Raw genomic sequence first — 24,776 nt, 5'->3', positions numbered from 1 at the left:
CTGCTTGTCTTGTGCTATTTAAAATTGATCATGGAGTGACTAGGTGCGACTTGCATATAATGTGCTGCGTTCGCCTCTGCTTCCTGTCTCCCAAAATGGCAAATCGGAAAATATAACCCTCCCCGACCTGCTGGCCCTGCTGGCAGTGGATCAGGTCGAGGGGTTTGACGGGTTGCTGGCGCATCAGCGTCAGCCCTGGTTCCTGTTTCTGGTACAGTTGGCGGCGCTGGCCCTGGCGGCGGATGAACAGGCCGGCATCCCCGCCGATGGCGATGCCGATGAATGGCGCCGCCTGCTGCTGGCGCTGACGCCGGGGGCGGAGGAAACGGCCTGGTCGCTGCTGGTGGCCGACCATCGGCAACCGGCCCTGTTGCAGCCGCCCATCCTGGAGGCGGCGGCCTGGGCGCGGATGCAGCCTTTGGGGGGCACGCCGGATGCCATCGACGTGCTGATCACCGCCAAGAACCATGATGTGAAACAGGCCCGCATCGGGACGGCGCAGCCGCATCACTGGCTCTATGCCCTGGTCAGCCTGCAGACCAGCCAGGGGTTCCTGGGTCGAGGTAATTTCGGCATTGCCCGGATGAATGGCGGCTTTGGTAGCCGGCCGTTGGTGGAACTGGTGCCCTCCATGCGCTGGGGGGCCCGGTTCCGGCGTGGGGTGGCGGTGGCGCTGCGGCAGCGCCGCCTGCTGCTGGCCCGCCATGCGGATGATTACGCCGCCGGGCCCGACGCCCATCGCCTGCTCTGGCTGCTGCCCTGGGATGGGGATGAGGGGCTGCCGGTGCCATCCCTGGACCCTTGCTTTATTGAGGTCTGCCGCCGGGTGCGCCTGTGCGCTGATGGTGCTGGTACCTTGTCTGCCCTGGGGCGGCCCAGTGAAGGCACCCGCGTGGAGGCCAAGGAGCGCAAGGGGCTGGTGGGTGACCCCTGGATTCCGGTGAATCGCGGCACCGGCGGGGCCTATACCGTGTCCGGGGAGGGCTTCCGTTATGACCGGGTGGCCGACCTGTTGTTCGACAAGGCCAAGTTTGACCTGCCGCCGTCGCTGCTGCCCTTCCGGGATGACTCGCCGGACATGCTGGTGCATCTGTCTGCCCTGGTGCGCGGTCAGGGCAAGACGGAAGGATTGCATGACCGGGTTCTGCCGGTGAACCCGCGCATCATGCAGCGCATCGCCAGGGAAGAAGAGCGCGAGAAGGCGCATGAACTGGCCAAGCGCATGGTGGATGAGGCCAAGATCAGCATCAAGGCGGTGAAGAACGGCCTGCTCTGTCTGGTGCAAGGCGCGCCGGAGAAAATCGACTTTGAGGACAGGAGCGCCCAGGCCACGTTGGTGGCCCTGGACGGGGAGATCGACGGGATTTTCTTCACCCATCTCTGGCAGATCTTGGGGGCGGAAACAGACGAGGCGCGCCTTGCCGCCGATACCGCTTGGCGCCAACGCCTGCATGATCTCTCGGCAACGGCGTTCCAGCGTGGTTGTCGCCGCCTGCCGGTGCCGTCTGCCCGGCGGGAACGCAGCCTGGTGCTGGCCCAGGCACTTTACCGCAGCAGCATGAACAAGAACCTGCCCTTGCCGGCGCGCGCAACGCCCGAGACGGAGGAAGCGGCATGAGTATGGCCGAAAAGGAGACCAAACCCGTGCGCACCATCGGGCAGATTGTGGGCGCGCTGGCGGGAAAACTGAGCAAGGAGCGGCAGGGAACCGTCGGTATGGCGCAGTTGCGCCGCATGGACCCGCTGGGAATACCGCCGCCGATCTTCTGGAAATTGCTGACGGATGAATTCGGGGCGGAACCGCTGCCGGACAAGCAGGAAAAAGCCTGGGCCATCATCATCCAAGCCATGGCCCTGATGGCACCAGACGGGCACCGACCCAAGCTGCCACCCGGCCGGGTGCTGGCCGACGAAGCCTATCCCGAAGGCCGCTTCATCCGCCTGTTGCGGGCGGAAGGGGAGGGGCTGGCGACGGAAATTCGCACCCTGGCCCGCTGGTCAGCATCCAAGGCGCTGGCCTTTGACTGGGCTGATCTGGCTGCCCTGGTCCTGGCGCGCGCCAGCCGCAACCCCGATTGGGCAGAGGCCCAGGCGATCCGCCTGGCCCGCCCCTATTTCCTGGCCGCCGGCAAGAAGCCGGGCGCCGATACCCCTGTTGCCCGTGGAGAAGAAGCATGACGCTTCCCCGTTTCCTGCAAATCCACACCCTGACCCCCTATGCCGCCGCCCTGTTGAACCGGGATGATGTGGGCCGGGCCAAGCGCCTGCCCTTTGGCGGGGTCAACCGCACCCGCGTTTCCTCGCAATGTTTGAAGCGGCATTGGCGCACGGCGGTGGGGGACTGGTCGCTGGAAGGGCTGGGCGCGCCGATGTCCGTCCGCTCCCGCCAGACCTTCGTGCAACAGGTGGCCCAGCCGCTGCGGGAAGAGGGCTTTGCCGAAGAGGCCATCCTGGCGGTGGTGGAGGCGTTCCAGGCCGTGCTGCTGGGCGAAAGCGCCAAGGCCAAGGCAGAAAAGGCCAAGGGCAAGGACAAGGACGCCGAGAATGAACGCGATCTGCTGGCGGATTTGAAAACCGGTCAGGTGCTGGTGCTGGGCCGGCCGGAGGTCGAGTTCATCCTGTCCCAGGCCCGTACCCTGCTGACGGCCGCTACGACGGCCAAGGAGGCGCGCAAGGCGGTGGAAGCCCTGTTCAAGGACAAGGAAACGCTGGCCAACCTGAAGGCGCTGCGGCTGGCGGCCGGGCTGGATGCCGCCCTGTTCGGGCGCATGGTGACGTCGGACATTCTGGCGCGTGGCGATGCCGCCGTGCATGTCGCCCACAGCTTCACCGTGCATGGGGAGGAGAGCGAGCCCGAATTCTTCACCGCCGTTGATGATCTGGAAAAGGCGGCGGGGGAACTGGGCAGCGGCATGATGGGCGACAGCGAACTGACCAGCGGTCTGTTCTATGGCTATGTCGTCATTGATCTGCCGCTGCTGGTCTCCAACCTGGAAGGCTGTGCCGTTGCCGATTGGGAAAAGGCTGACCGCACGCTGGCCACCGGTGTGGTGGAACGGCTGATCCGGCTGATCGCGTCCGTCTCCCCCGGTGCCAAGCTGGGTTCCACCGCGCCCTACGCCTATGCCCATACGGTGCTGGTGGAACTGGGCGACCGGCAGCCGCGCACCCTGGCCAATGCGTTCTTGAAGCCGGTGCGGGTGGCTGCCGGGGACGATCTGGCGGCCAGGGCCAATGAACAATTGGCCGGATACCTCAACCGGTTTGATGGCATGTATGGGCCGGGCGAACAGCGGCTGATTGCCAGCCTGGATGATGTGCCGGGCCTGTCAGCCACGCATCTGACCGGGCTGGCCGACCTGACCGGGCAGGTGCTGGCAGCCCTGGGGGGCAAGCCGTCATGATCGATATCCTGGTCATGCACCTGCAGGCGCCGATGATGTCCTTCGGTGCCCCGGTGATTGATGAGATCGGGCCGACGGAACGGTTTCCCGGCCTGTCGGCGCTGACCGGCCTGCTGGGCAATGCGCTGGGCCTGTCACATGGCGATGCGGCTGCTCTGGACCGGTTGCAGGCGCGGCTGCGCCCGCTCTGCCTGGAAATCCCGGCAGATGGCGAAACGCTGACCGATTACCAGACGGTGGATCTGGGCCAAGTCTTCATGAACGGCACCGGCTGGACCACGCGGGGCCGGCGGGAGGATAAGGGCAGCGGCGCCGCTACGCGCGGCACCCATATCCGCCTGCGCGATTATCGCGTGGAAACGGCGGTGCTGGTGCTGCTGCACCTGACCCCGGCCGACGAGGCACCGACGGTGCGCGACCTGCTGTCAGCCTTGCGCCAGCCAGCCCGGCCCTTGTTCATCGGGCGCAAGCACTGCCTGCCGGCGGGCTTTATCGGGGTGGAGGTGACGGCGGCACCTGACCTGTTCCAGGCGGCACAAGCCCTGCTGGCGGCTGGCCTGCCCGCCCAGCCGCATCAAGCGGGGGCGCCGGCACCGGTGGCCCGCGCCTGGGCCGAATGGCCGGCGGATGAGGCGGGTGGGGAAGCTTTCCAGCGGGAAGAGGCCCGATTGGTGGACCGGCGCGACTGGCGCAACCAGATCCATGGCGGCGAACGGCTGGTGCATCGCGGCCCGATCGGCGCACAGGGGGCGGCATGACGGGACAGCCCCTTTATATGCTGCAATTGCCGCTGGATGGGCGGCGGGTGACGGCCTTTGCGCTTGCCCATGGGTTGGGGGGCGATATCAGCGACGGCGATGGCGGCTATGTCGCCCATGCCCTGCTGTCGGCCCTGTTCGGGTCGCAGGCGCCCAAGCCCTTCGTACTGCAGCCCCGACCACATCACCCGGGGGCGGTGGACCTGCTGGCCTACAGCACCGTTCCGCTGGCCAGTTTGCAGGCAGCGGCGGCCCTGACCGCCCAACCGTTGGCCCATGCGGCGGTAGACTGGACGGGGGCGGCTGAAAAGACCATGCCGGCCAGCCTGCCGGAAGGGCTGGTGCTGGGCTTCCAGGTCCGGGTCTGTCCGACCATGCGTCTGGCACGCGGGGCGCAAGAGAAGAATCCAGGCGCGGAGCTGGATGCTTTCCTGGCGGCCCTGGACCAATGGAAGGCCAAAGGCAGCCCCGAAATAGCGGAACCGGTTCGTGAAACGGTTTATCAGCAATGGGTGACCAACCGGCTGAACGGGGTGGAGCTTCTGGAACTGCGGCTGGAAGGGCTGCGCCATGTCAGCCTGTCCCGCCGTGCGGCTGCGCCGGTGGGGGCAAGCCGCCCGCTGAGGAGCTTTCGCAAGCCGGACGCGCTCTATGCCGGGCGGTTTCGGGTGACAAACAGCCAACAATTGTTGGAGAGTTTGGCCCATGGTATCGGGCGGCACCGCGCCTTCGGCTTTGGCATGTTGCTGTTACGCCCTTGAACCAACGCGCCTTGACCGGTTGCGGTCAAGGCGCGTTGGACATGGTTTGCGATCAGCGATTCAGCAGGGCTCAGAACAGGGTACCCTGATCGACGGCCTTGCGGGCTGACCGTTTCCGCGGCGTCGGGCCATTGTCCGGCTCCCGGTCGGCCGGCGGCGGCATTGTACCGTCATCGCCGATCAAGGCCGCCACCTTGCCATCGGCAAAGGCGATATCCACCGCCATGCCGGGATGGGTTGCGTCTGCCCTGGTCACCGGGGTGCCATCTCCATCGGTGACCAGGGCGAATCCGCGCGCCAGCACCCCGCGATAAGAATAGCTTTCCAGCAATTGCGACAGGCTGGCCAGCTTGTCCCCGGCTGCGCGCAGTCGGGCGGCATAGGCGCGGTCCAGCCGGGGCGGCAGGTCGGCCAGCCGGTCAGCCCCCTTGCCCAGATCGCGGCGCAGATAATCCAGATTCAGCCGCTGTGACAGGGTCTGATAGCGGCTATCGGCCAGCCGTGTGGCCGTGGCCAGCCCGGCGCGCAACCCGCGCCCGCCGGTTTCCAGCCGCAGCCGCGCCATCTGCAGCACGTCGCGCGGGTGGCGCAGCTTCAGGGCCAGTTGGCGCACGGCCACACCCCGGCGTTCCAGCCCGCCGCGCATGGCCAGTTCCAGCCGTTCGGCCCGGTCATCCAGCCGCTGCACCAGCCCCTCCAGCAGGGCCTGCGGATCGCCCAGACCCCGCGCCAGACCGGCCACATGCTGGCGGCGCAATTCCAGCGCACGGGTCATGCAACCATGCAGGCGCCGGCTGTCATCCAGCACCTGGGCCAGCAATTCGCTGCGCACCGGTACGGCCATTTCGGCGGCAGCCGTGGGGGTGGGGGCGCGGCGGTCGGCGGCGAAATCGATCAGGGTGGTATCGGTTTCATGACCCACGGCGGAAATCAGCGGAATCTGGCTGGCGGCGGCCGCCCGCACCACGATTTCCTCGTTAAAGGCCATCAAATCTTCCAGGCTGCCGCCCCCGCGCGCCACGATCAGCAGATCGGGCCGGGGCACGCGGCCCCCGGCCTCCAGGCTGTTGAAGCCCTGGATGGCGCGGGCCACCTGGGCCGCCGCCCCTTCGCCCTGCACGGCCACGGGCCAGAGCAGGACATGACGGGGGAACCGGTCGGCCAGCCGGTGCAGAATGTCGCGGATGACGGCGCCGGTCGGGCTGGTGATGACGCCGATGGTGCGCGGCAGGAAGGGCAGGGGCTTCTTGCGTTCCGGCGCGAACAGGCCTTCGGCGGCCAGCCGGCGCTTGCGCTCCTCCAGCATTTTCAGCAGGGCGCCTTCGCCCGCCAGTTCCATGCTGTCGATGACAAGCTGATATTGGCTGCGGCCGGGATATGTCGTCAGCTTGCCGGTGCAAATGACCTCCATCCCCTCTTCCGGGCGGATGGCCAGCCGGGCCACCACACCCTTCCAGCAGACGGCCTCGATCACCGCCGCATCATCCTTCAGCCGCAGATAGAGATGGCCGGAGGTGTGGCGCTTGGGCTGGCTGATCTCACCCCGCACCCGGACATAGCCGAACGCTTCCTCCACCGTGCGCTTCAGGGCGCGCGACAGGTCGCTGACGGAAAGTTCGGGCAGGTTGCTGCCGGGGCGGGGGGGATCGGGGAGGAAATCGCTCATGATGGCCGGGATGATAGCCGGCTGGGCGGCACCGGGCCAAGGGGGAAGACACTTACCCCCGCCGGCAAAAGCACCGGCGGGGGCTTGTGGAACCCTGTTACTTCTTTTCCGCCAGCAGCTTCTCAACCTCATCCATGATCTTGTCCATGCGACGGATCAGGGCCTGATAGGGCACAGGCGTGGCCAGATCCACGCCTGCCTGCTTCAGCAACTGATAGGGATATTGCGAACCGCCGGCCTTCAGCACCGACAGGTAACGATCCCGCTCCTTCTCCCCGCCCTTGCCGATCTGTTCGCCGAAATAGGCCGCCGCCGCCATGGAGGTGGCGTACTGGTAGACATAGAAAGGACGGTAGAAATGGTTCACCATCTGCCATTCGGCACAATAGGCCGGGTCGATCTTCATCACCCCTTCCTTGTCGCCGTGATAGCGCTTCAGCAAGTCGCAATAGATCTCGTTCATCTTGCGGCCTGACAGGGCTTCCCCACGTTCCATGGCGTCATGCGTGGCCAGTTCGAATTCGGCGAACATGGTTTGGCGGAAGAAGGTGCTGCGGATGCTGTCCAGCTCATGGCCTAGGAAGAACAGCTTTTCTTCCCGCGTCTTGGCCCGGCCCTGCATGTAGTCGGCCAGCAGCACTTCGTTGGTGATGGAGGCAACCTCTGCCACGAACAGGGAATAGTCGGAGGTTTCATAGGGCTGGGCCGCATCGGCCAGCTTGGTATGCATCCCATGGCCCCATTCATGGGCGAAGGTCGACACGCTGTCGAACGTGTCCTGATGGTTCAGGAACACGAACGGATGCACACCGTAAACACCGGTCTGATAGGCGCCGGGGCGCTTGGTGTCAGACGGGTAGACATGCATCCAGCGGCCCTTCAGCGCCTCTTCCAGATTGCGGGCATATTCCTTGCCCAGCGGCTTGGTGGCGGCCAGGGTCAGGCTCTTGGCCTCTTCAATCGGGAATTTGCGGTCCAGCGCCACGATGGGCGGATAGATGTCGTAATAATGCAGATCGGGCAGGTTCAGCATCTTCTGCCGGATCTTCAGATAGCGGTGCAGGGTCGGCAGACCCTTGTTTGCCTCTGCCACCAGGGTGCGATAGACGCTTTCCGGGATATCGTTGGCGGCCAGGGAGGCGGCGACAGCACTGGGATAATGGCGCAGCTTGGCCATGGCCACGCCGGCCTGGATGCGGTTGGACAGCAGGCTGCCATCGGTATTGGTATATTGGCCGAACTTGCCCCAGAACGTGTCAAAGGCCAGCTTGCGCACGGCCCGGTCGGGGTTTTCCCGCAGCTTGGAATAGCCCACCTGATTGACCTTCACCTTCGACCCGTCAGGCAGGGTGACGCTGGGCCAGTCAATATCGGAGCTGGTGAGCAGCTGATAGGTGGAGCCGGCATTGTACATGGCAGGGCCCACGGCAGCCAAGGCGGCCTCCGTCTCATGGCCCAGCGTGTGGGCCTTCATGCGCAGCGTGTCGCGCAGGCCAAAGGCGTGCTTTTCCAGCCCCTTGTCGGCCTTGATGAAGGCCTCCACCTTGTCGGCCCCCAGTTCCTGGATTTCCGGGTCCATCCAGGCGGTGGCGGCACCGATATCGGCGCCCAACTGGCGCACCAGATTGCTGCCCTCTTGGGCGGCCTGATCGCGGGCATCGGTGCTGAACTGGGTGGACATATAGACCGACAGCCGGTTCATGCGCAGCCGGATGGCGGACAGCTTGTCCAGGGCGGTGCGCAGGCTGGCGGCATCCTTGCCCAGCGTGCCCTGCAGCGCCGCCAGCGACGGCAGTTCGGCGGCAATGGCCTTGCGCTCTGCGTCCCAGGCGGCGCGGTCCTTATAGAGCGTCGTCAAATCCCAGACATAGCGTTCATCCACCTTGGCCGCAGCGGCGGCGGCAGGGGCCTGCTGGGCCTGGGCGAAGCTGAGGGGGGCACATGCCGCAAACAGGGCAATGGCGGCGGCCCCGGCCAGACGGGTCTGCAAACGGGTGTGACTGTGCATGGGATTGCTCTTTTTCTGGTTGTCGGCAGGAAGGGCTGAACGAAAAGCGGGGCCGCGTTTGCCGCAGCCCCTTATGGTTTCGGGTGATGTCAGGCGGTGGCGCCGTGCGGGGGCAGGGCCTTGGCCCGGCGCAGCAAGAGAATCTGGCGGGTGAAGACGGTGCCCATGGCCAGCGCGAACAGGCTGTCCGACAGCAGGCCGAAGCCATGTTCATCCGGGCTTTCCAGCCCCAGATGCCGCGCCCCCTGTTTCACCACCACCAGAGCGACGATGAACAGCAGGCCGGTGACAGTCAGCCGTGACATGGGCTGACCGGTTTCCGGATCGCGGAACAGGTGGATATGCCGGGCGGCATAGAGGCCGCAGCCGATGCCGGCCAGCAGGGCTGCGACAATCGCCAGCCCGCCCAGGCCGCTGACATGGGGGCCGACCATGATATGGCCATAGACATAAAAGCCGATGGCAAGGCTCAACAGGCCCAGCACCAGCAAAATGGCCCAGCCGCGCACCCGGCGCGCGCTGCGGGTGCGGCGGGCCAGCAATAAAATGGCCAGACCGATGGCGAGATAGGGAATGAAAGGCTTCAGGTCCATGGCGTATCATCCCGTGTGGTGACAATCCTGGATATCGCGCCTTATTGGAAGTACCAAGTAAACAGTTTGCAACAGCCATTCGATGGGTCCGCCCGCCATGCCGTTGATCCGTGCCGCCGCCGCCGCGAAGCTTAATCTCTATCTCCATGTGCTGGGGCGTAACGCCGATGGCTATCACCGGCTGGACAGTCTGGTGGCCTTTGCCAGCGCACATGACATGGTGGAAGTGGCCCCATCTGCCTATTTCAGCCTGTCCATTCAGGGGCCGTTCGCCCTGCCTTTGTTGATGGAGGATACGGACAGCAATCTGGTGGCAAAGGCGGTGAAGGCGCTGGCGGCGGAACTGGGCCGGGCCCCCGATGTGGCGGTGACGCTGGTGAAAAACCTGCCGGTGGCGTCCGGCATTGGCGGCGGGTCGGCCGATGCCGCCGCCGCCCTGCGCGCCCTGGCGGCTCTGTGGGAATTGCCTGCGGATCATCCGGCCCTGGCGGCGGTGGCGCCGAAACTGGGGGCCGATGTGCCGGTCTGTCTGGCCGGGCGCACCGCCTATTTCGCGGAGACCGGCACGCTGCTGACCCCGGCACCCGATTTGCCGGAAGCCTGGGTGGTGCTGGTCAATCCCGGCGCCGGGCTGCATACGGCCAAGGTGTTCGGCGCCCGTACCGGGGCCTATTCCAATGCCGACCGGCTGGACCCGATGCCCGATGATGTGGTTGAACTGGCCCGCGCGCTGCAGCAGCGCCGCAACGACCTGACGCTGGCCGCGCAAAGCCTGTGCCCGGCGGTGGCGGAGGTGTTGGCAGCATTGGACGCCACGCCGGGCAGCCTGCTGGCCCGCATGTCAGGCAGCGGGGCCACCTGCTTCGGGCTTTATGCTGACGCGGAAACGGCCATGCTGGCCGCCCAGCTGATCACCCGCGCCCGCCCGCACTGGTGGGTGCAGGCGGCGGGGCTGGTGAATGATGTTTCTGATGTGGAGCGGGTGGAAGCCTGATCCTGCCCCTGTCTGCCCGTTTGACCGGAGGTGCCGCCATGGCCCGTATCGATGAAAGCCGCCCCTTCCTGCCCGTGAATATCGCCGTGCTGACCGTGTCGGACACGCGCGACCTGACGACCGATAAATCCGGCGACACGCTGGCGGAGCGGCTGACGGCTGATGGGCATAATCTGGCCGACCGCGCCATCGTGCGCGACGATGTGCGCGCCATTGTTGACCAGCTGCGCCGCTGGATCGCCGATCCGCAGATCGATGTCGTCATCTCCACCGGCGGCACCGGCCTGACCGGCCGCGACGTGACGCCGGAGGCCTTTGAAAGCCTGTTTGAGAAGAAGATTGACGGGTTTGGCGAGATGTTCCGCTGGCTGTCTTTTGAGAAGATCGGCACCTCTGCCCTGCAATCGCGTGCCACCGGCGGGCTGGCCGGCGGCACCTATCTGTTTGCCCTGCCGGGCAGCCCCAGCGCCTGCCGCGATGGCTGGGACCTGATTTTGAAATGGCAGTTGGACAATCGGCATCGTCCCTGCAACCTTGTGGAGCTGATGCCGCGCCTGACGGAAGTGTGAAAGCGGGAGTAGCTGTGGCAAAAACGGGCAAGCGACGGCCACCGCCATTGAAGGGGCCGCTGAAAACGGGTAACGATTCCGCGCTCGCGGGCCGCACCCCGCCAGGGGGACCGGAACCGGGGTGCGATCCGCAACAAGATCAAGGCTGGGCGCAGGAGATTACTGGAATGACGCGGACCTTCATCTCGATGGCGAAGACGGGCGGTCAGGGCAAGACCCTGACGGCGCAACTGCTTGTGCTGCAGCACGAGCAGAAGGGCGTCCCGGTCAAGCTCGCCGCCGCGGATAGCGACAGCCTGAACAACCGGTCCAAGTTCGGCCGCCTGTTCCACCATGTGAAGGAACTGGGAATCGGCGAAGACCTGACCAAGGTGAAAAGCTCGACCGACCCGAATCTGGCCATCAAATATTGGGATGAGTTCGGCCGCACCGTGCTGGAAGGCGGCTATATCATCGATGTCGGCGCCAATGTGGCCGCCGAACTGTTCGCCTGGTCGGAGGCGCGCAACGCCGGCTCCCTGCTGCGCCGCCGCAATTCCCCGCCCATCGATCTGGTGGTGACCACCAAGGCCGAGGGTCAGGCGATCGAAGATGCGCGCGCCTTGATCCAGTACAGCTTCGACAAGAATGAGTGGCTGCCCATCGGCCGCCGCTATGTTGTGCTGAACGAGGTGGCGGGCGGCTTCGGCGCCTATGAAAATGACAGCGCCTTCAAGCGGTTGAAGGCATTCCAGAACATGGGCGTGCATATCGTCACCATGAAGCGCTGCGAAAGCGACATCTGGAACCTGCTGGAACGCGAGCTGATTTCCGTCCGCGATGCGCTGAAGCTGACCGAGAACGATCTGGAAAAGCGCTTCGGCATTGATGTCTGGACCGGCCATGGCGGCCTGACCGACCTGAAGGCCTGGGCCGACGAGACGCTGGCTTCGTTTGAACGGGTGGGGCTGGTGCCGGTGCGCGAAAGCGTCCATGCCGGCACGCCGGTTGAAGCAGTCGGCGCCGGCTGCGTTTGATATCGGTCCTGTTTGATCGGAACCGATCAAACAGGACTTCTTGTTCCCTCAGGCGCCGGGCGCCCGCCTCCGCGGGCTTGGCTTGCGCGCACATGGGTGCGCGGGCTGGCGGTCGCCAGCCTCCACCCTTGTCGAAGGCCATGCCTTCAACAAGGGTGGCTGTTCAGCAGGGTTGAAGCAAGGGAGCGTGCCGGGTGGTCCGTTTCGAGAATGTGGGATTGCGCTACGGCAATGGGCCGGAGGTGTTGCGCGACCTGAGTTTTGAGCTGGCCCCCGGTTCATTCCAGTTCCTGACCGGCCCCACCGGGGCCGGCAAATCCAGCCTGTTGAAGCTGTTATACCTGTCGGAACGCCCGTCGCGCGGGTTGATCACCCTGTTTGGCGAACAGCTTTCCAAGGTACCGCGCGCCAAGCTGCCGGACCTGCGTCGCCGCATCGGCGTGGTGTTCCAGGATTTCCGCCTGCTGGACCATATGACCGTGTTCGACAATGTAGCGCTGCCGCTGCGCATTGCCGGGCATGACGAAAAACATGTGCGCGAAGGGGTGGGCGACCTGCTGGCCTGGGTCGGGCTGGCCGACAAGCTGCACGCCCTGCCGCCCACCCTGTCGGGCGGTCAGAAACAGTTGGTCGCGGTGGCCCGCGCTGTGATCAACAGCCCGCAACTGATTGTCGCGGACGAGCCGACCGGCAATATCGACCGCGACATGTCGCTGAAAATCATGCGGCTGTTCATCGAACTGAACAAGCAGGGCACCACGGTGGTGGTGGCCACCCATGATTGGGGCCTGATCGACCGCATGAAGCGCCCGATGCTGGAACTGTTTGAAGGCAAGCTGGCCGAGGCCTCCTGGTGGCTGAAACCCGGTGAGGCGCTGGAGCCGGCCCCGGTTTGAGGGCGCGCGCCATGTCTGCCAGATACCACCGTCACCCATGCTGCGGCCGGGGTCCAGTATCGTAGAGCAAAGCGCTTGTGGCCCCTGGACCCCGGCCTTCGCCGGGGTGACGGTGGAGAGAGCGGCGATGTTTACCATCACCATCCCCAAGGAATACCCCTATGCGTCTCGTCCGGCTGATCGCCAATCTGGGCTATGGCAGCCAGCGCGATGTGAAAATGCTGTTGCGGGAGGGCCGTGTCACCCGGCGCGACGGCACCGCACTGGCCGCCGATGACAAGGCCGACCATGGCGACATCCTGATTGATGATGAACCGCTGGACCCGCCGCAGGGCACGGTACTGATGCTGCACAAGCCGGCCGGCTACACTTGTTCCACCAGCGATCCGGGCCGCGTCGTCTATGAATTGTTGCCGGAGCGGTTTGAATATCGCAACCCGATCATGGCCCCCGTCGGCCGGCTGGACCGGGATACGACGGGCCTGTTGCTGCTGACCGATGACGGCCAGCTACTGCACCGCATCATCTCGCCTAAGGCCAATGTGCCTAAAGTCTATGAGGCGGAACTGGCCCGCCCGCTGACGGGGGAGGAGGCAGCGGTGTTTGCCAGCGGCACGCTGATGCTGAAATCGGAAAAGACGCCCCTGCTGCCGGCCATGCTGGAGGTGTTGGGGGAAAAGCGGGCGCGGTTGACCATTCAGGAGGGGCGTTACCACCAGATTCGCCGCATGTTCGCCGCTGTCGGCAACCATGTGGAAAGCCTGCACCGCCACGCCGTCGGCGGGCTGGTTCTGGGCGATCTGGCAGAGGGGGAATGGCGGGAACTGACGGCGGCGGAGGTGGCGGCAATCTTCGCCACCCCGACCGCGTCAGCGACGGCTTAGCCGCTTATTTCGCCCCGTTGGCGCCACTTTCGATGGCCTTGCCGGCGCTTTTGATGTCCTTGCCCACGCCTTCCACGGTATTGCAGCCGGAAAGGGAAAGGGCGGCGATGGTCAGAGATGCGAAGAGAATGACGCGCTTCATGTGGCTTATCCAGCTCGATAAGACTATTCCTGTGGCAGAATGATTACCACGAAGTCCAAGCCTATGTCCAAAGTGCCAAAAGTGAGGGTCGATCAGGCTTTGGTTGATCGCGGATTGGCCGAAAGCCGGTCCAAAGCCCAGGCCCTGATCCTGGCCGGGCTGGTCTATGCCGATACGCGCCGCATCGACAAGGCCGGCGATCAGGTGCCCGAAGATCAGGCGCTGCATGTCAAGGGCCAGGACCATCCCTGGGTCAGCCGGGGCGGGCTGAAACTGGTGAAGGGGCTGGACCAGTTCGGCATCGATCCCACCGGCATGGTGGCCATGGATGTCGGCGCCTCCACCGGCGGCTTCACCGATGTGCTGCTGACCCGCGGCGCCACCAAGGTCTATGCCGTCGATGTCGGCCATGGCCAATTGGCCTGGAAGCTGCGCGAGGATGCCCGCGTGGTGGTGATGGAGAAAACCAACGCCCGCCATCTGACCGCCGCGCAGGTGGCCGATCCGCTGGATATCGTGGTCTGCGATGCCAGCTTCATCGGGCTGGAAACCGTGCTGCCGGCGGCCATGGCGCTGACGCGGCCCGGTTCCTTTCTGGTCGCCCTGATCAAACCGCAGTTTGAGGTGGGCAAGGGCCGCGTGGGCAAGGGCGGGGTGGTGCGCGAACCGGAACTGCATCAGGAAGTCTGCGACCGGATCAGCGCCTGGCTGGCCGCCCAGCCCGGCTGGACCGTGCTGGGCATCGCCGAAAGCCCGATCACCGGGCCGGAGGGGAACAAGGAATTCCTGATTGGCGGCCGGCGGGAGGGGTGCGCGGCGGTTGAGTGACCGGCTGATAGGTTTTTATTTATTATCAGAGTTTTATTGCATCCTCACCGTCACCCCGGCGAAGGCCGGGGTCCAGAATGACAAGCGCTTTGCTCTACGAACCTGGACCCCGGCCTTCGCCGGGGTGACGGTGGGGGAATGGAAAGATCGCGCGACAAAGGTCAGCGTGAAAGAGCGAGACAGAGATTTTCAGGCGTGCCTAACGGGTCATCTGTAGCTTTCAGCCCTGGCCCACCTGAAGCGCCCGGACGAATTCCGTCAGGCCCACCTGACGGCGGCGCTTCAACCGTTCGGCGGTCAGGATGGCCTGCACGGCGGCCACGCTGACCTCCACATCCTCGTTCACGATCACATAATCATATTCGGACCAATGGCTCATCTCGTCATTGGCCTTGGCCATGCGGTGGGCGATCACGTCGGCCGTATCCTGGCCCCGGTTGGTCAGCCGGCGTTCCAGTTCCGCCGCACTGGGCGGCAGGATGAAGACGCGGACCAGATCATCCCCGGCGGATTCGCTGAGCTGCTGGGTGCCCTGCCAATCAATATCGAACAGCACATCGCGCCCGGCCCGCAGGGCATCTTCCACCGGGCCTTTGGGCGTGCCGTAATAGTTGGTGAAGACCTGGGCATGTTCCAGCAGCTCCCCACGCGCCACCCGCGCTTCAAACTCGGCCTTGTCGAGGAAGTAATAATCCTTGCCGTTCACTTCCCCTGGCCGCATCGGGCGGGTGGTGACGGAAACCGACATGGACAGGTTGGCATCCAGCGCCAGCATCCGCTTGGAAATGGTGGATTTGCCGGCACCGGAGGGGGAGGATAGCACCAGCATCAAGCCCCGGCGGCGAACCTGGGAACGGGCAGTGACGGGGGCGGCGGACGGGGTGGACATGGGAGAAGGGGGCCTTTGGTTGGGGGGGTAAATTGTCTGCAACCGTCACCCCGGCGCAGGCCGGGGTCCAGGTCACAAGCGCCGTGCTCTACGATACTGGACCCCGGCCTGCGCCGGGGTGACAGGAGAGGTGGGCGCCAGGTAACGTCGGGCGGGGCTGACGAAACCCTCACTCAATATTCTGCACCTGCTCACGGAACTGTTCGATCACGGCTTTCAGGTCCATGCCGATGCGGGTCAGATCCACGTCGGCGGATTTGGAACAGAGCGTGTTGGCCTCCCGGTTGAATTCCTGGCAGAGGAAATCCAGCCGGCGGCCAATGGCGCCGCCATCGGCCAGCATGGCGCGGGCCTGGGCGATATGGGCGCGCAGCCGGTCCAACTCTTCCCGCACATCGGCCTTGGCGATCAGCAAGGCGGCCTCCTGGGCCAGCCGTTCCTCCGCCAGGGCCGGCACGGCATCCAGCAGGGCGGCAATCTGCTGGCGCAGGCGGCCGCGCAGGGCTTCGGGCTGCAAACAGGCTGTGGCGGCGGCGGCATCGGTCAGCCGTTCGATCTCCGCCAGATGGCCCATCAGCACGGCGGCCAGATGCACCCCTTCCGCCGTCCGGGCGGTGACCAGCCGGTCGATGGCGACCGTCACCGTGGCAGCGATGGATTTTTCCAGGGCGGTGCGCTCCTCCTCCGTCTCCTGCGCCTCCCCGCTATCGATCACGCCACGCACCGACAGCAGCGTGTCGATGGACGGCGGCGGGGCATCCGGGCCGGCAATGTCACGGGCCAGTTCCAGCACCTGGGCCAGCAGGTCGCGGTTGATGCGCAAGGCGCCGGTGGTTTCCATGCGAGTCAGGTTGAGCGCGACATTGACATTGCCACGGGTGATGCGCGCCTCTACCGCCGCGCGGATGGCGGGTTCCAAGCCATCCAGGCCCTGGGGCAGGCGGCAGCGCAGGTCACGGCCCTTGCCGTTGACGCTGCGCGCCTCCACCACCCATTGGACACGGGCCCCCGCGCCATCGGCGCGGGCAAATCCGGTCATGCTGGTGACAGCACCCTTGGCGCTGTTGCGGGGGGTTTGGGCGTTCATGCGGAACCCTTGGGCGCGGGGATAAGGGAAAACAAAAGAGTGCCGCGGTTTATATCGCCCTTGCCCGGCGCCAACAAGGGATGGCCGCCGCTGTCGTCAGAGTATGTGTGGACAAGGCTTCTGGCCGAGCGTCGATAGGGAGAGGAAAATCCCCCGATATGGTGATGCCTGTCACAGCGGCGTGGCAAGGGTGCGGGCAGATTTTCCTGACCGGGGTATTTTCCCCGGAATTGCCGGGCGGGTGCCCCCACCCCTCTTTCCCCCGCCCGACGCCGCATTGACTGGCCCGCCGTCCCGCTTGCCCGTGGGACGGCGGGTTCTTCTTATTTGGCAGCGACCTTTTCCGCAGGTGCAAAGCAGTTTATGGTTATTGTCGTCCGGGCTGCTGTTGCCCGCCGCTTTCGGCTGCGATGAATGATCGAGAAACTTGTCGAAGCCGCTATCGTTTTCCTTATCGTTGGCGGCATGTCCTATGTAATCGGCCTGGCAGTTGCCCATTCGGTCGAAGCGTCGCTGCGTCGGCGTTTCGAGGGGCAGGGACTGGATGAGAAGCTGAACCGCTATATCATCGGCGCACAGCGGTTTGAGCAGCGGCGGGAAGCGATGTTGCCGCGTCTGGTGCGCCTGGATGCGCAGGTGAAATCAGCCCGCCGGCGCCATTATATGATCAACAAGCGCCTGAACGATCTGAAGATCGCCCGTTCGCAACTGATGCGGGTGATCGGGGAGGAAGAAGCGTTTCTGCGGGCCGAGCGTCCGGCCCGCAAGTTCATCGCCTATGTCGTCAATCGCCATGTGCAGCGGGCCCAACTGGATCAGAAGGAACATCCGTTCCTGTCCCGCAGTTGGGCCCGTACCCAGCAGGTGGTGATCTGGGCGCCCACCATCGGTGATGCCAAGGCATTGGCGGAGCGCACCTATCCCCCGGCAACAGGCTTCTTCATTTCCGAAATTACAGAGCCGCAGAGCGATGCGGATGATTTGACCCCCCTGCAGGAGGCGGAAATGAAGGTTGTGGTCGAAAGTGGCGGAATCGTATGATCAGTTCCCTGTTCAATACGCTGCCCATCTGGTTCGGCCTGCTGGCCGGGGGGGTGGTGGTGCTTCAGATCATCAGCGGTATTTCCAAGCGCCTGCGCCGCGCCCGCGCCATGGAGGGGGCCATGCTGACGCGGGTGCAACATGCCCGCAGGGTGATGCGGGAAAAGGCCGTAGTGACGCTGGGCCTGCGGCGGGAGGAGATGCAGCAGCACCGTGAATTGGCGATGCTGCAAGAGATGATCGAAGATGGGGAGACCGCCGCCCGACAGGAGAAGGGCAATGATTCGCAAATCTATGTGTTTGATGAGCGAAAAAACCTGGGCGACCAAGCCTTCATGCTGACCATCTCGCACCCGGATTTCAGCAATCTGGCCCGCAAGGCACCGGAAGAGGTGGTACAATCCTGGCGCAGTGGCCGACGTTATATGGTCTGGGCCGCCAGCGAGAAGATGGCCGGCGCCAAAGCCGGGATGCGCTTCAACCAGGACAAGGGCTATCGGGTCTCCGAGCCGGTGCCGTTCCAGGGGGACGCAGAGGCTTTCTAGGTCGAAATTGGTATGATATTGGTTCTAAATTGGCATTTCATCCCGCATCCTGACCGGTTCTTTTCATATGTTGCAAAATAACCGGATTTTTGGGGTGAACCGTTACATGAATGTCTTGTGAAAGGCATTCTTCGTGCTATCACTCTGGCCGCAACCCCTGCATCCGCAGCACCGGAGAAGTGATCCGATGTCCCGTCTTACCCAATCCCCCGCCTGGCAGGCCCTTGCCGCCCACCGTGCCACCCTGGAAGGCACCAGTCTGCGCGACCTGTTCGCCGCCGATGCGGGCCGGTTCGACCGGTACAAGATCGCGTTTGACGGCATGTTGCTGGATTACGCCAAGAACCGTGTCACCGACGACACCCTGTCCCTGCTGCTGGAGCTTGCCCGTCAGCAGAATCTGGAGGGGATGCGCGATGCCATGTATGCCGGTGAGAAGATCAACATCACCGAGGATCGTGCCGTCCTGCATGTGGCGCTCCGCAACCGCGCCGACCGGCCGGTGCTGGTGGATGGCCAGGATGTAATGCCCGATGTGCAGGGCGTGCTGGCCCGGATGTATGCCTTCTGCCACAAGGTGCGCGATGGCGAATGGCGCGGCTTTGACGGCCAGCCCATCACCGATATCGTCAATATCGGCATTGGCGGGTCCGATCTGGGCCCGGTGATGGTGACGCAGGCGCTGACCCCCTGGCATCACCCGCATCTGGCGGCGCATTTCGTCTCCAACGTCGACGGCACCCATATTGCCGATGTGTTGAAGAAGGTGGACCCGGCCACCACCCTGTTCATCATCGCGTCCAAGACCTTCACCACCCAGGAAACCCTGGCCAATGCCCATACGGCGCGGGACTGGTTCCTGGCCAATGGCGGGTCAGAGGCCGATGTGGCCAAGCATTTCGTGGCCCTGTCGACCAATGCCGGCGAAGTGGCGAAGTTCGGTATCGATACCGACAATATGTTCGGTTTCTGGGACTGGGTCGGTGGCCGTTACAGCCTGTGGTCGGCCATTGGCCTGCCCATCGCCCTGATGGTGGGGCCGGAGAAGTTCGCTGAGCTTCTGGCCGGCGCCCATGCCATGGATGAGCATTTCCGCACGGCACCGCTGGCACAGAACATGCCGGTGATCCTGGGCCTGCTGGGGGTGTGGTACGGCAATTTCTGGGGTGCGTCGGCCCATGCCGTGCTGCCCTATGACCAGTATCTGGCCCGCCTGCCAGCCTATCTGCAGCAGTTGGATATGGAGAGCAACGGCAAGTCGGTGGATCGCCAGGGCAACCCGGTGGATTACACCACCGGCCCGATCATTTTCGGCGAGCCGGGCACCAATGGCCAGCACGCCTTCTATCAGCTGATCCACCAGGGCACCCACCTGATCCCCTGTGACTTTATCGCGCCGGTGACGTCACAGAACCCGCTGGGGCGCCACCATGCCATGCTGATGTCCAACACCTTTGCCCAGACCGAAGCGCTGATGCGCGGCAAGAATGGCGATGAAGTGCGGGCCGAGCTGGTGAAGGAAGGCAAGGCGGGGGCCGCCTTGGAAGCCCTGCTGCCGCACAAGATTTTCACCGGCAACCGCCCGACCAACACCATTCTGGTCGATGCGGTGGACCCGTACCGGCTGGGGATGCTGATCGCGCTGTACGAACATAAGGTGTTCGTGCAGGGCATCATCTGGAACATCAACAGCTTCGACCAGTGGGGCGTGGAGCTGGGCAAGCAACTGGCCAAGGTGATCCTGCCTGAACTGGAGGGCGAGGCCGCCAAGGCCCATGATGCCAGCACCAAGGGTTTGATCGCTGTGGCGAACGCCGGCAAGGTGGGGTGAGGGGCGGGTAAAGCCGCTCCTGCTTCTGATCGGCTTGGCAATAGCCGCCATGTCGTCCATATTATGGGCTGACATAGCGGCTATTGCCGCTGTCCTGGCACGGCGAAGGAGGTTGATCATGAAACCCATGGCGTCCAGTCCGCCTGCCCCTCAGACTGCAGAGCAGTCGGCAGAATATGATCGCTGGTTTCGGGGTAAGGTTGCGGCCGCCTTGCAAGATCATCGCCCACCTGTGACGCATGATCTTGTAATGCGACAAATGGATATCATTATTGATCGCATCCAGAAAAACAGAAATATTTGATATTTTTAGTTTAAATAATTTATCATTTTAGTTTCGGGAATATCATTGATGCTGCCTATTCGGTGGCGTCAGTCGGCATTGGATGATTTTGCAAGGATAACCGAATATATTGCCCAGCGTGATCCGAAGGCGACCCGTCGTCTGGGGTTTCGTGTAAAAGATGCACTTACGCAGGCGTCATTTCATCCTCTGCTTTTTTGTGCCGGTCGGGTGGAGGGAACCAGAGAGATAACAGCGCATCCAAATTACATCGTTGTTTATCAGGTGCTGGAATCCGGTATCGACGTGCTGGCCATCTTGCACGCGCGTCAGGAATATCCCTGAGAACGCCATCTTTCCGCCCCACCACCCCCTGATATAGCATCCTATAATCGGGGGAAGTTCCATGCTGTATCCATCCAGCGCCAGGGCGTGGCCCTTTCTGGCGCGTTTTATCGACCGGGAAGCCCGGTTCGCGCAGGCCGCCGCCGCGCGGGGCGGACTGGCGCTGGCAGGATATGAGTTCCTGCGTTTTGGGGTGAAGCAGGCCTGGGCCTGTTTTTATGGCGGGTTGATGCTGGCGCTGTTGCTGGGCACCTATCTGTTCTATCCGCGCGATCTGCCGCTCGCCCGCTATGACTTCCTGACACTGGCCGCACTCACCTTGCAGGTGCTGCTGGTCCGGCTGCGGCTGGAAACGCGGGAGGAGGCGCTGGTCATCGCCCTGTTCCATCTGGTCGGCACCGGCATGGAGATTTTCAAGACAGCCATGGGTTCCTGGGTCTATCCAGAGCCCAGCCTGCTGCGTATCGGCGGGGTACCGCTGTTTACCGGTTTCATGTATGCCGCTGTTGGTTCTTATATCGCCCGGGCTTGGCGGCTATTCGATTTCTGCTTTACCCGCCATCCGCCATTGTGGGCCACGCTGCCTTTTGCCCTGGCCGCTTATGGCAATTTCTTCCTGCACCATTACTGGTTCGATCTGCGCTGGCTGTTGTTCGCTGTGGCGGCGCTGCTGTTTGGGCGCAGCTGGATTCATTTCCGCATCTGGCACGAACATCGCCGGATGCCGATGTTGCTGGGTTTTGCCCTGGTGGCGCTGTTCATCTGGTTTGCCGAGAATATCGGCACCTTCGCCGGGGCCTGGATCTATCCCAGCCAGCGCGATGGCTGGGCCATGGTATCGCCGGCCAAGTTCGGCTCCTGGTTCCTGCTGATGCTGCTGTCCTATGTGCTGGTCACGCTGGTGCGGCGTCCGGTTTCATTCCCCTTGCCCTATGATGATCGGGCGCAGCTGCAGACAGGGTAATGGGGACGCATGGCTGCGCAAGAGCACGGAACTAAAAAAGCCAGGGCCGCGGATGTGACCCTGGCTTTTATGGCTTACGGAGAGATTGCAGCCTGTTTCCATTCAGCAGCATTACGTTCAGGGAAACAGGTCGTCCACAGCCGACTGCGACATCGGTGTTGTATCTACTTCCGCCGCCAGCTCTTCGGTCGTCACCTTAGTGAGTGCTGCTGCGGGAGGCGGCGTGGCCGGCCTTGTGGCCAAGGGATCATCCACCTGCTTCAATGCCGAAGCAGCCCCGGCCAGTAGCATATCCACCGCATCCTGATTGATGGCGTCGCGCAGGGGCGGGCCGTGCATCAAGTCGGCATCGGGTCTGGTATCCTTGTCCTCCGTCAAGACGGCGGACAGGTCGCTCTCCTCCACCCCTTCCAGACCCCAGATCTGGATCATCGCATGGACACGGCGCTCGATATAACGCAAGGTATTGACCACCTTGGTCATCCGCTGCCCGGTAATATCCTGGAAGGAGCAGGCGGTCATGATCTCCGTCACCTCCGCATCCAGAATCTGGGCGAGGTCAGGGTGATCCTTGCGCAACCGGTCAGCGACTGACTGGATACGTTCCGACCCGTTGAGGATTTCGGTTGTCGCGTGCTCGGTGGATTGCAGGATGGCATCAAGCTCTTCCGTCGCCCGCATAATGCGATTGGCGGACGGATCATCCGGCTTCAGGGCGGCGATTTCACGCCGCGTCTCCGCGATATGGGAGGAAAGCTCCTGCAGCTCCCGCCGCAGGATCTTGATGTGCGAGCGCTGATCGACCTCAGGAGGTTCCCGCCGCTCCCGCACGATGCGGCGGAGATCGTCGAGCGATACAGCCCGGTGCCGGCGGTCACGCACCCGAAGGAATGCGCGACCACGGGGACTGGACAGCAACGCGTCTTCGATCTGATCAAACTCGGCGTCGGAAAGATCAATGATCTCCGACACGGCCGATCACCCGAGAGCGCCGAGAACGCTTTCGATTTTCTTCTTCAGCGTGTCAGCGTTGAAGGGCTTGACGATGTAATTGTTCACACCGGCTTCCTTGGCGGCGATCACGTTTTCCGTCTTCGATTCGGCTGTCACCATGATGAAGGGCGTCGCCTTCAGCCGCACATCGGCGCGCACTTCCTTCAGAAGCTGCAGGCCTGTCATCGGTTCCATGTTCCAGTCGGAAATCACCAGACCGAACTGGGCAGCACGCAGCTTGGCCAGTGCTTCAGCGCCATCGGCTGCTTCTTCGATCTTCGTGAACCCGATCTGGGTAAGCAGGTTCCTGATGATACGCCGCATCGTCGCATAATCATCGACAACCAGCACTTGAATGTTCAAGGACACTGCGGAACCCCCACCTGAACGTGTTGCGCCAAGATGTATCGCGTTAATACATTACTCACCATATGGTCGATCCACCCTGACCGGGTTTCCGTGACCGACCGTATGATGATACCACCAGAGGGTAACTGATCGTTTGAAACAAGCCAACAATCATAACCCTACCGGCGGATCAGGCCGCACTTTGGTTTCCGTGCTGCCCCTTGTCAAGCTTGGTGGAACTGACCTTTTGAACCTTTTCATCAAGTGCGGCGCAGGAGGGACAGCAAACCGCTGGTAATCGGGTAGCGGCGGTCCTTGCCGAAGCTGCGCGAGGTGATCTTCACGCCCGGTGGTGCCTGCCGCCGCTTATATTCGGCCCGGTCCAGCATCCGCCAGACGCGGTTGACCGTTTCGGCATCGTGGCCGCGCGCCACGATATCGGCCAACGCCATATCGCGTTCGACCAGGCATTCCAGGATATCGTCCAGCACGGCATAGTCCGGCAGGGTGTCCTGATCCTTCTGATCGGGCTTCAGTTCCGCCGTGGGGGCCTTGGTGATGATGCGTTCGGGAATCACCCGGCCCGCCGGACCCAGGCCACCGGCCGGGTGATTCTGGTTCCGCCAGTGCGACAGCCGGTAAACGGTGGTCTTGTAGACATCCTTCAGTACCGAATAACCACCGCACATGTCGCCATAGAGCGTGGCGTAGCCGACCGACATTTCCGACTTGTTGCCGGTGGACAGCACCATGCCGCCAAACTTGTTGGAGAGCGCCATCAGGGTGACGCCGCGCGACCGGCTTTGCAGATTCTCTTCCGTGATGTCGGGGCCCCGGCCGCTGAAGCTGGGGGCCAGCATCGTATCGAAGGCCTGCATGGCCGGCCCGATGGAGATGGTATCGATGCGGCAGCCCAGCAGCCCGGCGCATTCCGCCGCGTCATCCAGGCTGTCCTGGCTGGTATAGGGGCTGGGCATCATCACGCAATGCACCCTCTCCGGCCCCAGCGCGTCCACCGCCACGGCGGCGGAAATGGCCGAATCAATGCCGCCCGACATGCCCAGGATCACACCGGGAAAGCCGTTCTTGCCGACATAATCGCGCAGGCCCAGCACCATGGCCCCATAAATGGCAGCCAGTGATTCCGGCGGCGGCACCATTTCATCGGACCGGCCCACCCAGCCATCGGCCCCGCGGGTCCAGCGGGTGATGGCGACGTATTCCACGAAGGCCGGCATCTGGGCCACCAGCCCCTTGTCGGCATTGAGCGCGAAGCTGGCGCCATCGAATACCAGCTCATCCTGCCCGCCCACCTGATTCAGATAGATCAGGGGCAGGCCGGTTTCGGTGACGCGGGCCACGGCCAGCGACAGGCGTTGGTCGATCTTCTCCAGCTCAAACGGGCTGCCATTGGGCACCACCAGCAGCTCGGCCCCGGTCTCTGCCAGGGTTTCGGCCACATCCGGCTTCCACATGTCCTCGCAGACCAGCACACCCAGCCGGACGCCCCGGAAATTGACCGGGCCGGGCAGGGGGCCGGCATCGAACACCCGCTTTTCATCAAAGGGGCCGTAATTGGGCAGGTCATGTTTCAGGCGGATCGCCTGGATCTTGCCACCATCCAGCAGCAAGGCCGCATTGTGACGCCGCCCTTCCACCCGCCAGGGGGCTCCCACCAGCAGGGCGGGGCCGCCATCGGCGGTGCGGGCGGCCAGGGCCTGCACCACATCTTCCACCTTGTCGAGGAAGAAGGGCTTCAGCACCAGATCTTCGGGCGGATAACCGCTGACCGACAATTCGGGATAAACCACGAGATCGGCACCGGATCGGGCCGCTTCATCGCGGGCGGCCAGGATAAGCCCGGCATTATGCTCAAGCGCACCAACGGTGGGGTTGATCTGCGCCAGCGCGATGGTCAGTTGATCGGTCAT

The 24,776-nt window shown here is 63.7% G+C and carries 26 protein-coding genes; 17 read left to right on the top strand and 9 right to left on the bottom strand.

The genetic code is table 11. The features are described from left to right. The first annotated feature begins 43 nt into the window (after positions 1-43). The 5 genes from GE253_RS09175 to GE253_RS09155 are packed head-to-tail and all read left to right on the top strand — an operon-like array spanning position 44 to position 4,923. Complete coding sequence (locus tag GE253_RS09175; protein WP_153203815.1) at positions 44-1,618, top strand: type I-E CRISPR-associated protein Cse1/CasA; 1,575 nt, start codon at positions 44-46, stop codon at positions 1,616-1,618. Further along, positions 1,615-2,178, top strand: coding sequence for a type I-E CRISPR-associated protein Cse2/CasB (gene casB / locus GE253_RS09170; RefSeq protein WP_153203814.1), 564 nt, complete (start codon positions 1,615-1,617; stop codon positions 2,176-2,178). Before GE253_RS09175 ends, casB begins: the two co-directional genes overlap by 4 nt. Beyond that, positions 2,175-3,404 (top strand): type I-E CRISPR-associated protein Cas7/Cse4/CasC, encoded by a 1,230-nt coding sequence (gene cas7e, locus GE253_RS09165; RefSeq protein WP_153203812.1) that lies wholly within the window; start codon positions 2,175-2,177, stop codon positions 3,402-3,404. The genes casB and cas7e overlap by 4 nt, the downstream gene beginning before the upstream one ends. Next, entirely contained in the window at positions 3,401-4,162 is a 762-nt protein-coding gene (gene cas5e / locus GE253_RS09160; protein ID WP_153203811.1) for a type I-E CRISPR-associated protein Cas5/CasD, read from the top strand. Before cas7e ends, cas5e begins: the two co-directional genes overlap by 4 nt. Further along, positions 4,159-4,923 carry a type I-E CRISPR-associated protein Cas6/Cse3/CasE gene (locus GE253_RS09155; RefSeq protein WP_153203810.1) on the top strand — a complete coding sequence of 255 codons (765 nt, stop codon included), beginning with the start codon at positions 4,159-4,161 and terminating at the stop codon, positions 4,921-4,923. Before cas5e ends, GE253_RS09155 begins: the two co-directional genes overlap by 4 nt. A 70-nt stretch (positions 4,924-4,993) precedes the next feature. On the opposite strand, the gene xseA is transcribed toward GE253_RS09155, so the two are convergent. From xseA to GE253_RS09140, 3 genes are all read right to left on the bottom strand, one after another. Then, positions 4,994-6,589, bottom strand: a complete 1,596-nt coding sequence (xseA, locus tag GE253_RS09150) for an exodeoxyribonuclease VII large subunit (RefSeq protein ID WP_153203809.1) — start codon at positions 6,587-6,589, stop codon at positions 4,994-4,996. Between the two features lie 97 nt (positions 6,590-6,686). Further along, entirely contained in the window at positions 6,687-8,597 is a 1,911-nt protein-coding gene (gene pepF, locus GE253_RS09145; RefSeq protein ID WP_153203808.1) for an oligoendopeptidase F, read from the bottom strand. Between the two features lie 89 nt (positions 8,598-8,686). Then, on the bottom strand, positions 8,687-9,190 hold the full coding sequence (locus GE253_RS09140; protein ID WP_153203806.1) for a hypothetical protein: 504 nt from the start codon (positions 9,188-9,190) through the stop codon (positions 8,687-8,689). A 97-nt stretch (positions 9,191-9,287) separates the two neighbouring features. On the opposite strand from GE253_RS09140, the gene GE253_RS09135 reads away from it, so the two are divergent. The 5 genes from GE253_RS09135 to GE253_RS09115 all read left to right on the top strand — a co-directional run bounded on the left by GE253_RS09135 (position 9,288) and on the right by GE253_RS09115 (position 13,549). Next, the gene (locus GE253_RS09135) at positions 9,288-10,184 is read left to right on the top strand and encodes a 4-(cytidine 5'-diphospho)-2-C-methyl-D-erythritol kinase (RefSeq protein WP_153203805.1); all 897 of its coding nucleotides are present in this window, start codon (positions 9,288-9,290) and stop codon (positions 10,182-10,184) included. 38 nt (positions 10,185-10,222) lie between these two features. Continuing rightward, complete coding sequence (moaB, locus tag GE253_RS09130; RefSeq protein ID WP_089288001.1) at positions 10,223-10,753, top strand: molybdenum cofactor biosynthesis protein B; 531 nt, start codon at positions 10,223-10,225, stop codon at positions 10,751-10,753. A 167-nt stretch (positions 10,754-10,920) separates the two neighbouring features. Next, positions 10,921-11,769: a hypothetical protein gene (locus tag GE253_RS09125; RefSeq protein WP_153203804.1), complete on the top strand. Its 849-nt coding sequence runs from the start codon at positions 10,921-10,923 to the stop codon at positions 11,767-11,769. 194 nt (positions 11,770-11,963) lie between these two features. Then, complete coding sequence (gene ftsE, locus GE253_RS09120; RefSeq protein WP_269910738.1) at positions 11,964-12,665, top strand: cell division ATP-binding protein FtsE; 702 nt, start codon at positions 11,964-11,966, stop codon at positions 12,663-12,665. Positions 12,666-12,826: 161 nt separating this feature from the next. Next, positions 12,827-13,549, top strand: coding sequence for a 16S rRNA pseudouridine(516) synthase (locus GE253_RS09115; protein WP_153203803.1), 723 nt, complete (start codon positions 12,827-12,829; stop codon positions 13,547-13,549). 4 nt (positions 13,550-13,553) lie between these two features. Here GE253_RS09115 and GE253_RS09110 read toward each other — a convergent pair whose 3' ends face one another. Continuing rightward, positions 13,554-13,691 carry an entericidin A/B family lipoprotein gene (locus GE253_RS09110; protein WP_089287997.1) on the bottom strand — a complete coding sequence of 46 codons (138 nt, stop codon included), beginning with the start codon at positions 13,689-13,691 and terminating at the stop codon, positions 13,554-13,556. 63 nt (positions 13,692-13,754) lie between these two features. Between GE253_RS09110 and GE253_RS09105 the strand changes: the two genes are divergently transcribed. Next, positions 13,755-14,519: a TlyA family RNA methyltransferase gene (locus tag GE253_RS09105; protein WP_153203802.1), complete on the top strand. Its 765-nt coding sequence runs from the start codon at positions 13,755-13,757 to the stop codon at positions 14,517-14,519. Between the two features lie 220 nt (positions 14,520-14,739). Here GE253_RS09105 and gmk read toward each other — a convergent pair whose 3' ends face one another. Both gmk and GE253_RS09090 read right to left on the bottom strand, forming a co-directional pair. Then, complete coding sequence (gene gmk, locus GE253_RS09095) at positions 14,740-15,408, bottom strand: guanylate kinase (protein ID WP_153203800.1); 669 nt, start codon at positions 15,406-15,408, stop codon at positions 14,740-14,742. A gap of 169 nt (positions 15,409-15,577) precedes the next feature. Then, positions 15,578-16,495, bottom strand: a complete 918-nt coding sequence (locus GE253_RS09090; RefSeq protein WP_247878564.1) for a YicC/YloC family endoribonuclease — start codon at positions 16,493-16,495, stop codon at positions 15,578-15,580. Between the two features lie 414 nt (positions 16,496-16,909). Between GE253_RS09090 and GE253_RS09085 the strand changes: the two genes are divergently transcribed. The 6 genes from GE253_RS09085 (at position 16,910) to GE253_RS09060 (ending at position 21,504) form a co-directional block, all read left to right on the top strand. Next, positions 16,910-17,536, top strand: a complete 627-nt coding sequence (locus GE253_RS09085; protein WP_153203799.1) for a hypothetical protein — start codon at positions 16,910-16,912, stop codon at positions 17,534-17,536. Continuing rightward, positions 17,533-18,081: a hypothetical protein gene (locus GE253_RS09080; protein ID WP_153203798.1), complete on the top strand. Its 549-nt coding sequence runs from the start codon at positions 17,533-17,535 to the stop codon at positions 18,079-18,081. Before GE253_RS09085 ends, GE253_RS09080 begins: the two co-directional genes overlap by 4 nt. A gap of 187 nt (positions 18,082-18,268) precedes the next feature. After that, positions 18,269-19,912 carry a glucose-6-phosphate isomerase gene (pgi, locus tag GE253_RS09075; protein WP_153203797.1) on the top strand — a complete coding sequence of 548 codons (1,644 nt, stop codon included), beginning with the start codon at positions 18,269-18,271 and terminating at the stop codon, positions 19,910-19,912. Positions 19,913-20,030: 118 nt separating this feature from the next. After that, the gene (locus GE253_RS09070; RefSeq protein ID WP_153203796.1) at positions 20,031-20,216 is read left to right on the top strand and encodes a stability determinant; all 186 of its coding nucleotides are present in this window, start codon (positions 20,031-20,033) and stop codon (positions 20,214-20,216) included. 48 nt (positions 20,217-20,264) lie between these two features. Then, the gene (locus tag GE253_RS09065) at positions 20,265-20,540 is read left to right on the top strand and encodes a type II toxin-antitoxin system RelE/ParE family toxin (protein ID WP_153203795.1); all 276 of its coding nucleotides are present in this window, start codon (positions 20,265-20,267) and stop codon (positions 20,538-20,540) included. A 61-nt stretch (positions 20,541-20,601) separates the two neighbouring features. Beyond that, positions 20,602-21,504, top strand: coding sequence for a DUF817 domain-containing protein (locus GE253_RS09060; protein ID WP_153203794.1), 903 nt, complete (start codon positions 20,602-20,604; stop codon positions 21,502-21,504). A 117-nt stretch (positions 21,505-21,621) separates the two neighbouring features. Here the strand turns inward: GE253_RS09060 and GE253_RS26220 are convergent, their stop codons facing one another. From GE253_RS26220 to GE253_RS09045, 3 genes are all read right to left on the bottom strand, one after another. Then, positions 21,622-22,476: a protein phosphatase CheZ gene (locus tag GE253_RS26220; RefSeq protein ID WP_153203793.1), complete on the bottom strand. Its 855-nt coding sequence runs from the start codon at positions 22,474-22,476 to the stop codon at positions 21,622-21,624. 6 nt (positions 22,477-22,482) lie between these two features. Next, complete coding sequence (locus GE253_RS09050; RefSeq protein WP_269910826.1) at positions 22,483-22,866, bottom strand: chemotaxis response regulator CheY; 384 nt, start codon at positions 22,864-22,866, stop codon at positions 22,483-22,485. Positions 22,867-23,105: 239 nt separating this feature from the next. Continuing rightward, positions 23,106-24,776 (bottom strand): NAD+ synthase, encoded by a 1,671-nt coding sequence (locus GE253_RS09045; RefSeq protein ID WP_153203792.1) that lies wholly within the window; start codon positions 24,774-24,776, stop codon positions 23,106-23,108.

This window comes from Niveispirillum sp. SYP-B3756 (assembly GCF_009495745.1).
In the GTDB taxonomy this organism is placed as follows: Bacteria; Pseudomonadota; Alphaproteobacteria; order Azospirillales; family Azospirillaceae; genus Niveispirillum.
This window is presented reverse-complemented; position numbering and strand designations above follow the sequence as displayed.

Coding starts and splice junctions, on each gene's coding strand:
- casB (WP_153203814.1), top strand. CDS start 1,615: ATGAGTATGGCCGAAAAGGAGACCAAACCCGTGCGCACCATCGGGCAG.
- cas7e (WP_153203812.1), top strand. CDS start 2,175: ATGACGCTTCCCCGTTTCCTGCAAATCCACACCCTGACCCCCTATGCC.
- cas5e (WP_153203811.1), top strand. CDS start 3,401: ATGATCGATATCCTGGTCATGCACCTGCAGGCGCCGATGATGTCCTTC.
- GE253_RS09155 (WP_153203810.1), top strand. CDS start 4,159: ATGACGGGACAGCCCCTTTATATGCTGCAATTGCCGCTGGATGGGCGG.
- xseA (WP_153203809.1), bottom strand. CDS start 6,589: ATGAGCGATTTCCTCCCCGATCCCCCCCGCCCCGGCAGCAACCTGCCC.
- pepF (WP_153203808.1), bottom strand. CDS start 8,597: ATGCACAGTCACACCCGTTTGCAGACCCGTCTGGCCGGGGCCGCCGCC.
- GE253_RS09140 (WP_153203806.1), bottom strand. CDS start 9,190: ATGGACCTGAAGCCTTTCATTCCCTATCTCGCCATCGGTCTGGCCATT.
- GE253_RS09135 (WP_153203805.1), top strand. CDS start 9,288: ATGCCGTTGATCCGTGCCGCCGCCGCCGCGAAGCTTAATCTCTATCTC.
- moaB (WP_089288001.1), top strand. CDS start 10,223: ATGGCCCGTATCGATGAAAGCCGCCCCTTCCTGCCCGTGAATATCGCC.
- GE253_RS09125 (WP_153203804.1), top strand. CDS start 10,921: ATGACGCGGACCTTCATCTCGATGGCGAAGACGGGCGGTCAGGGCAAG.
- GE253_RS09115 (WP_153203803.1), top strand. CDS start 12,827: ATGCGTCTCGTCCGGCTGATCGCCAATCTGGGCTATGGCAGCCAGCGC.
- GE253_RS09110 (WP_089287997.1), bottom strand. CDS start 13,691: ATGAAGCGCGTCATTCTCTTCGCATCTCTGACCATCGCCGCCCTTTCC.
- GE253_RS09105 (WP_153203802.1), top strand. CDS start 13,755: ATGTCCAAAGTGCCAAAAGTGAGGGTCGATCAGGCTTTGGTTGATCGC.
- gmk (WP_153203800.1), bottom strand. CDS start 15,408: ATGTCCACCCCGTCCGCCGCCCCCGTCACTGCCCGTTCCCAGGTTCGC.
- GE253_RS09090 (WP_247878564.1), bottom strand. CDS start 16,495: ATGAACGCCCAAACCCCCCGCAACAGCGCCAAGGGTGCTGTCACCAGC.
- GE253_RS09085 (WP_153203799.1), top strand. CDS start 16,910: ATGATCGAGAAACTTGTCGAAGCCGCTATCGTTTTCCTTATCGTTGGC.
- GE253_RS09080 (WP_153203798.1), top strand. CDS start 17,533: ATGATCAGTTCCCTGTTCAATACGCTGCCCATCTGGTTCGGCCTGCTG.
- pgi (WP_153203797.1), top strand. CDS start 18,269: ATGTCCCGTCTTACCCAATCCCCCGCCTGGCAGGCCCTTGCCGCCCAC.
- GE253_RS09070 (WP_153203796.1), top strand. CDS start 20,031: ATGAAACCCATGGCGTCCAGTCCGCCTGCCCCTCAGACTGCAGAGCAG.
- GE253_RS09065 (WP_153203795.1), top strand. CDS start 20,265: ATGCTGCCTATTCGGTGGCGTCAGTCGGCATTGGATGATTTTGCAAGG.
- GE253_RS09060 (WP_153203794.1), top strand. CDS start 20,602: ATGCTGTATCCATCCAGCGCCAGGGCGTGGCCCTTTCTGGCGCGTTTT.
- GE253_RS09045 (WP_153203792.1), bottom strand. CDS start 24,776: ATGACCGATCAACTGACCATCGCGCTGGCGCAGATCAACCCCACCGTT.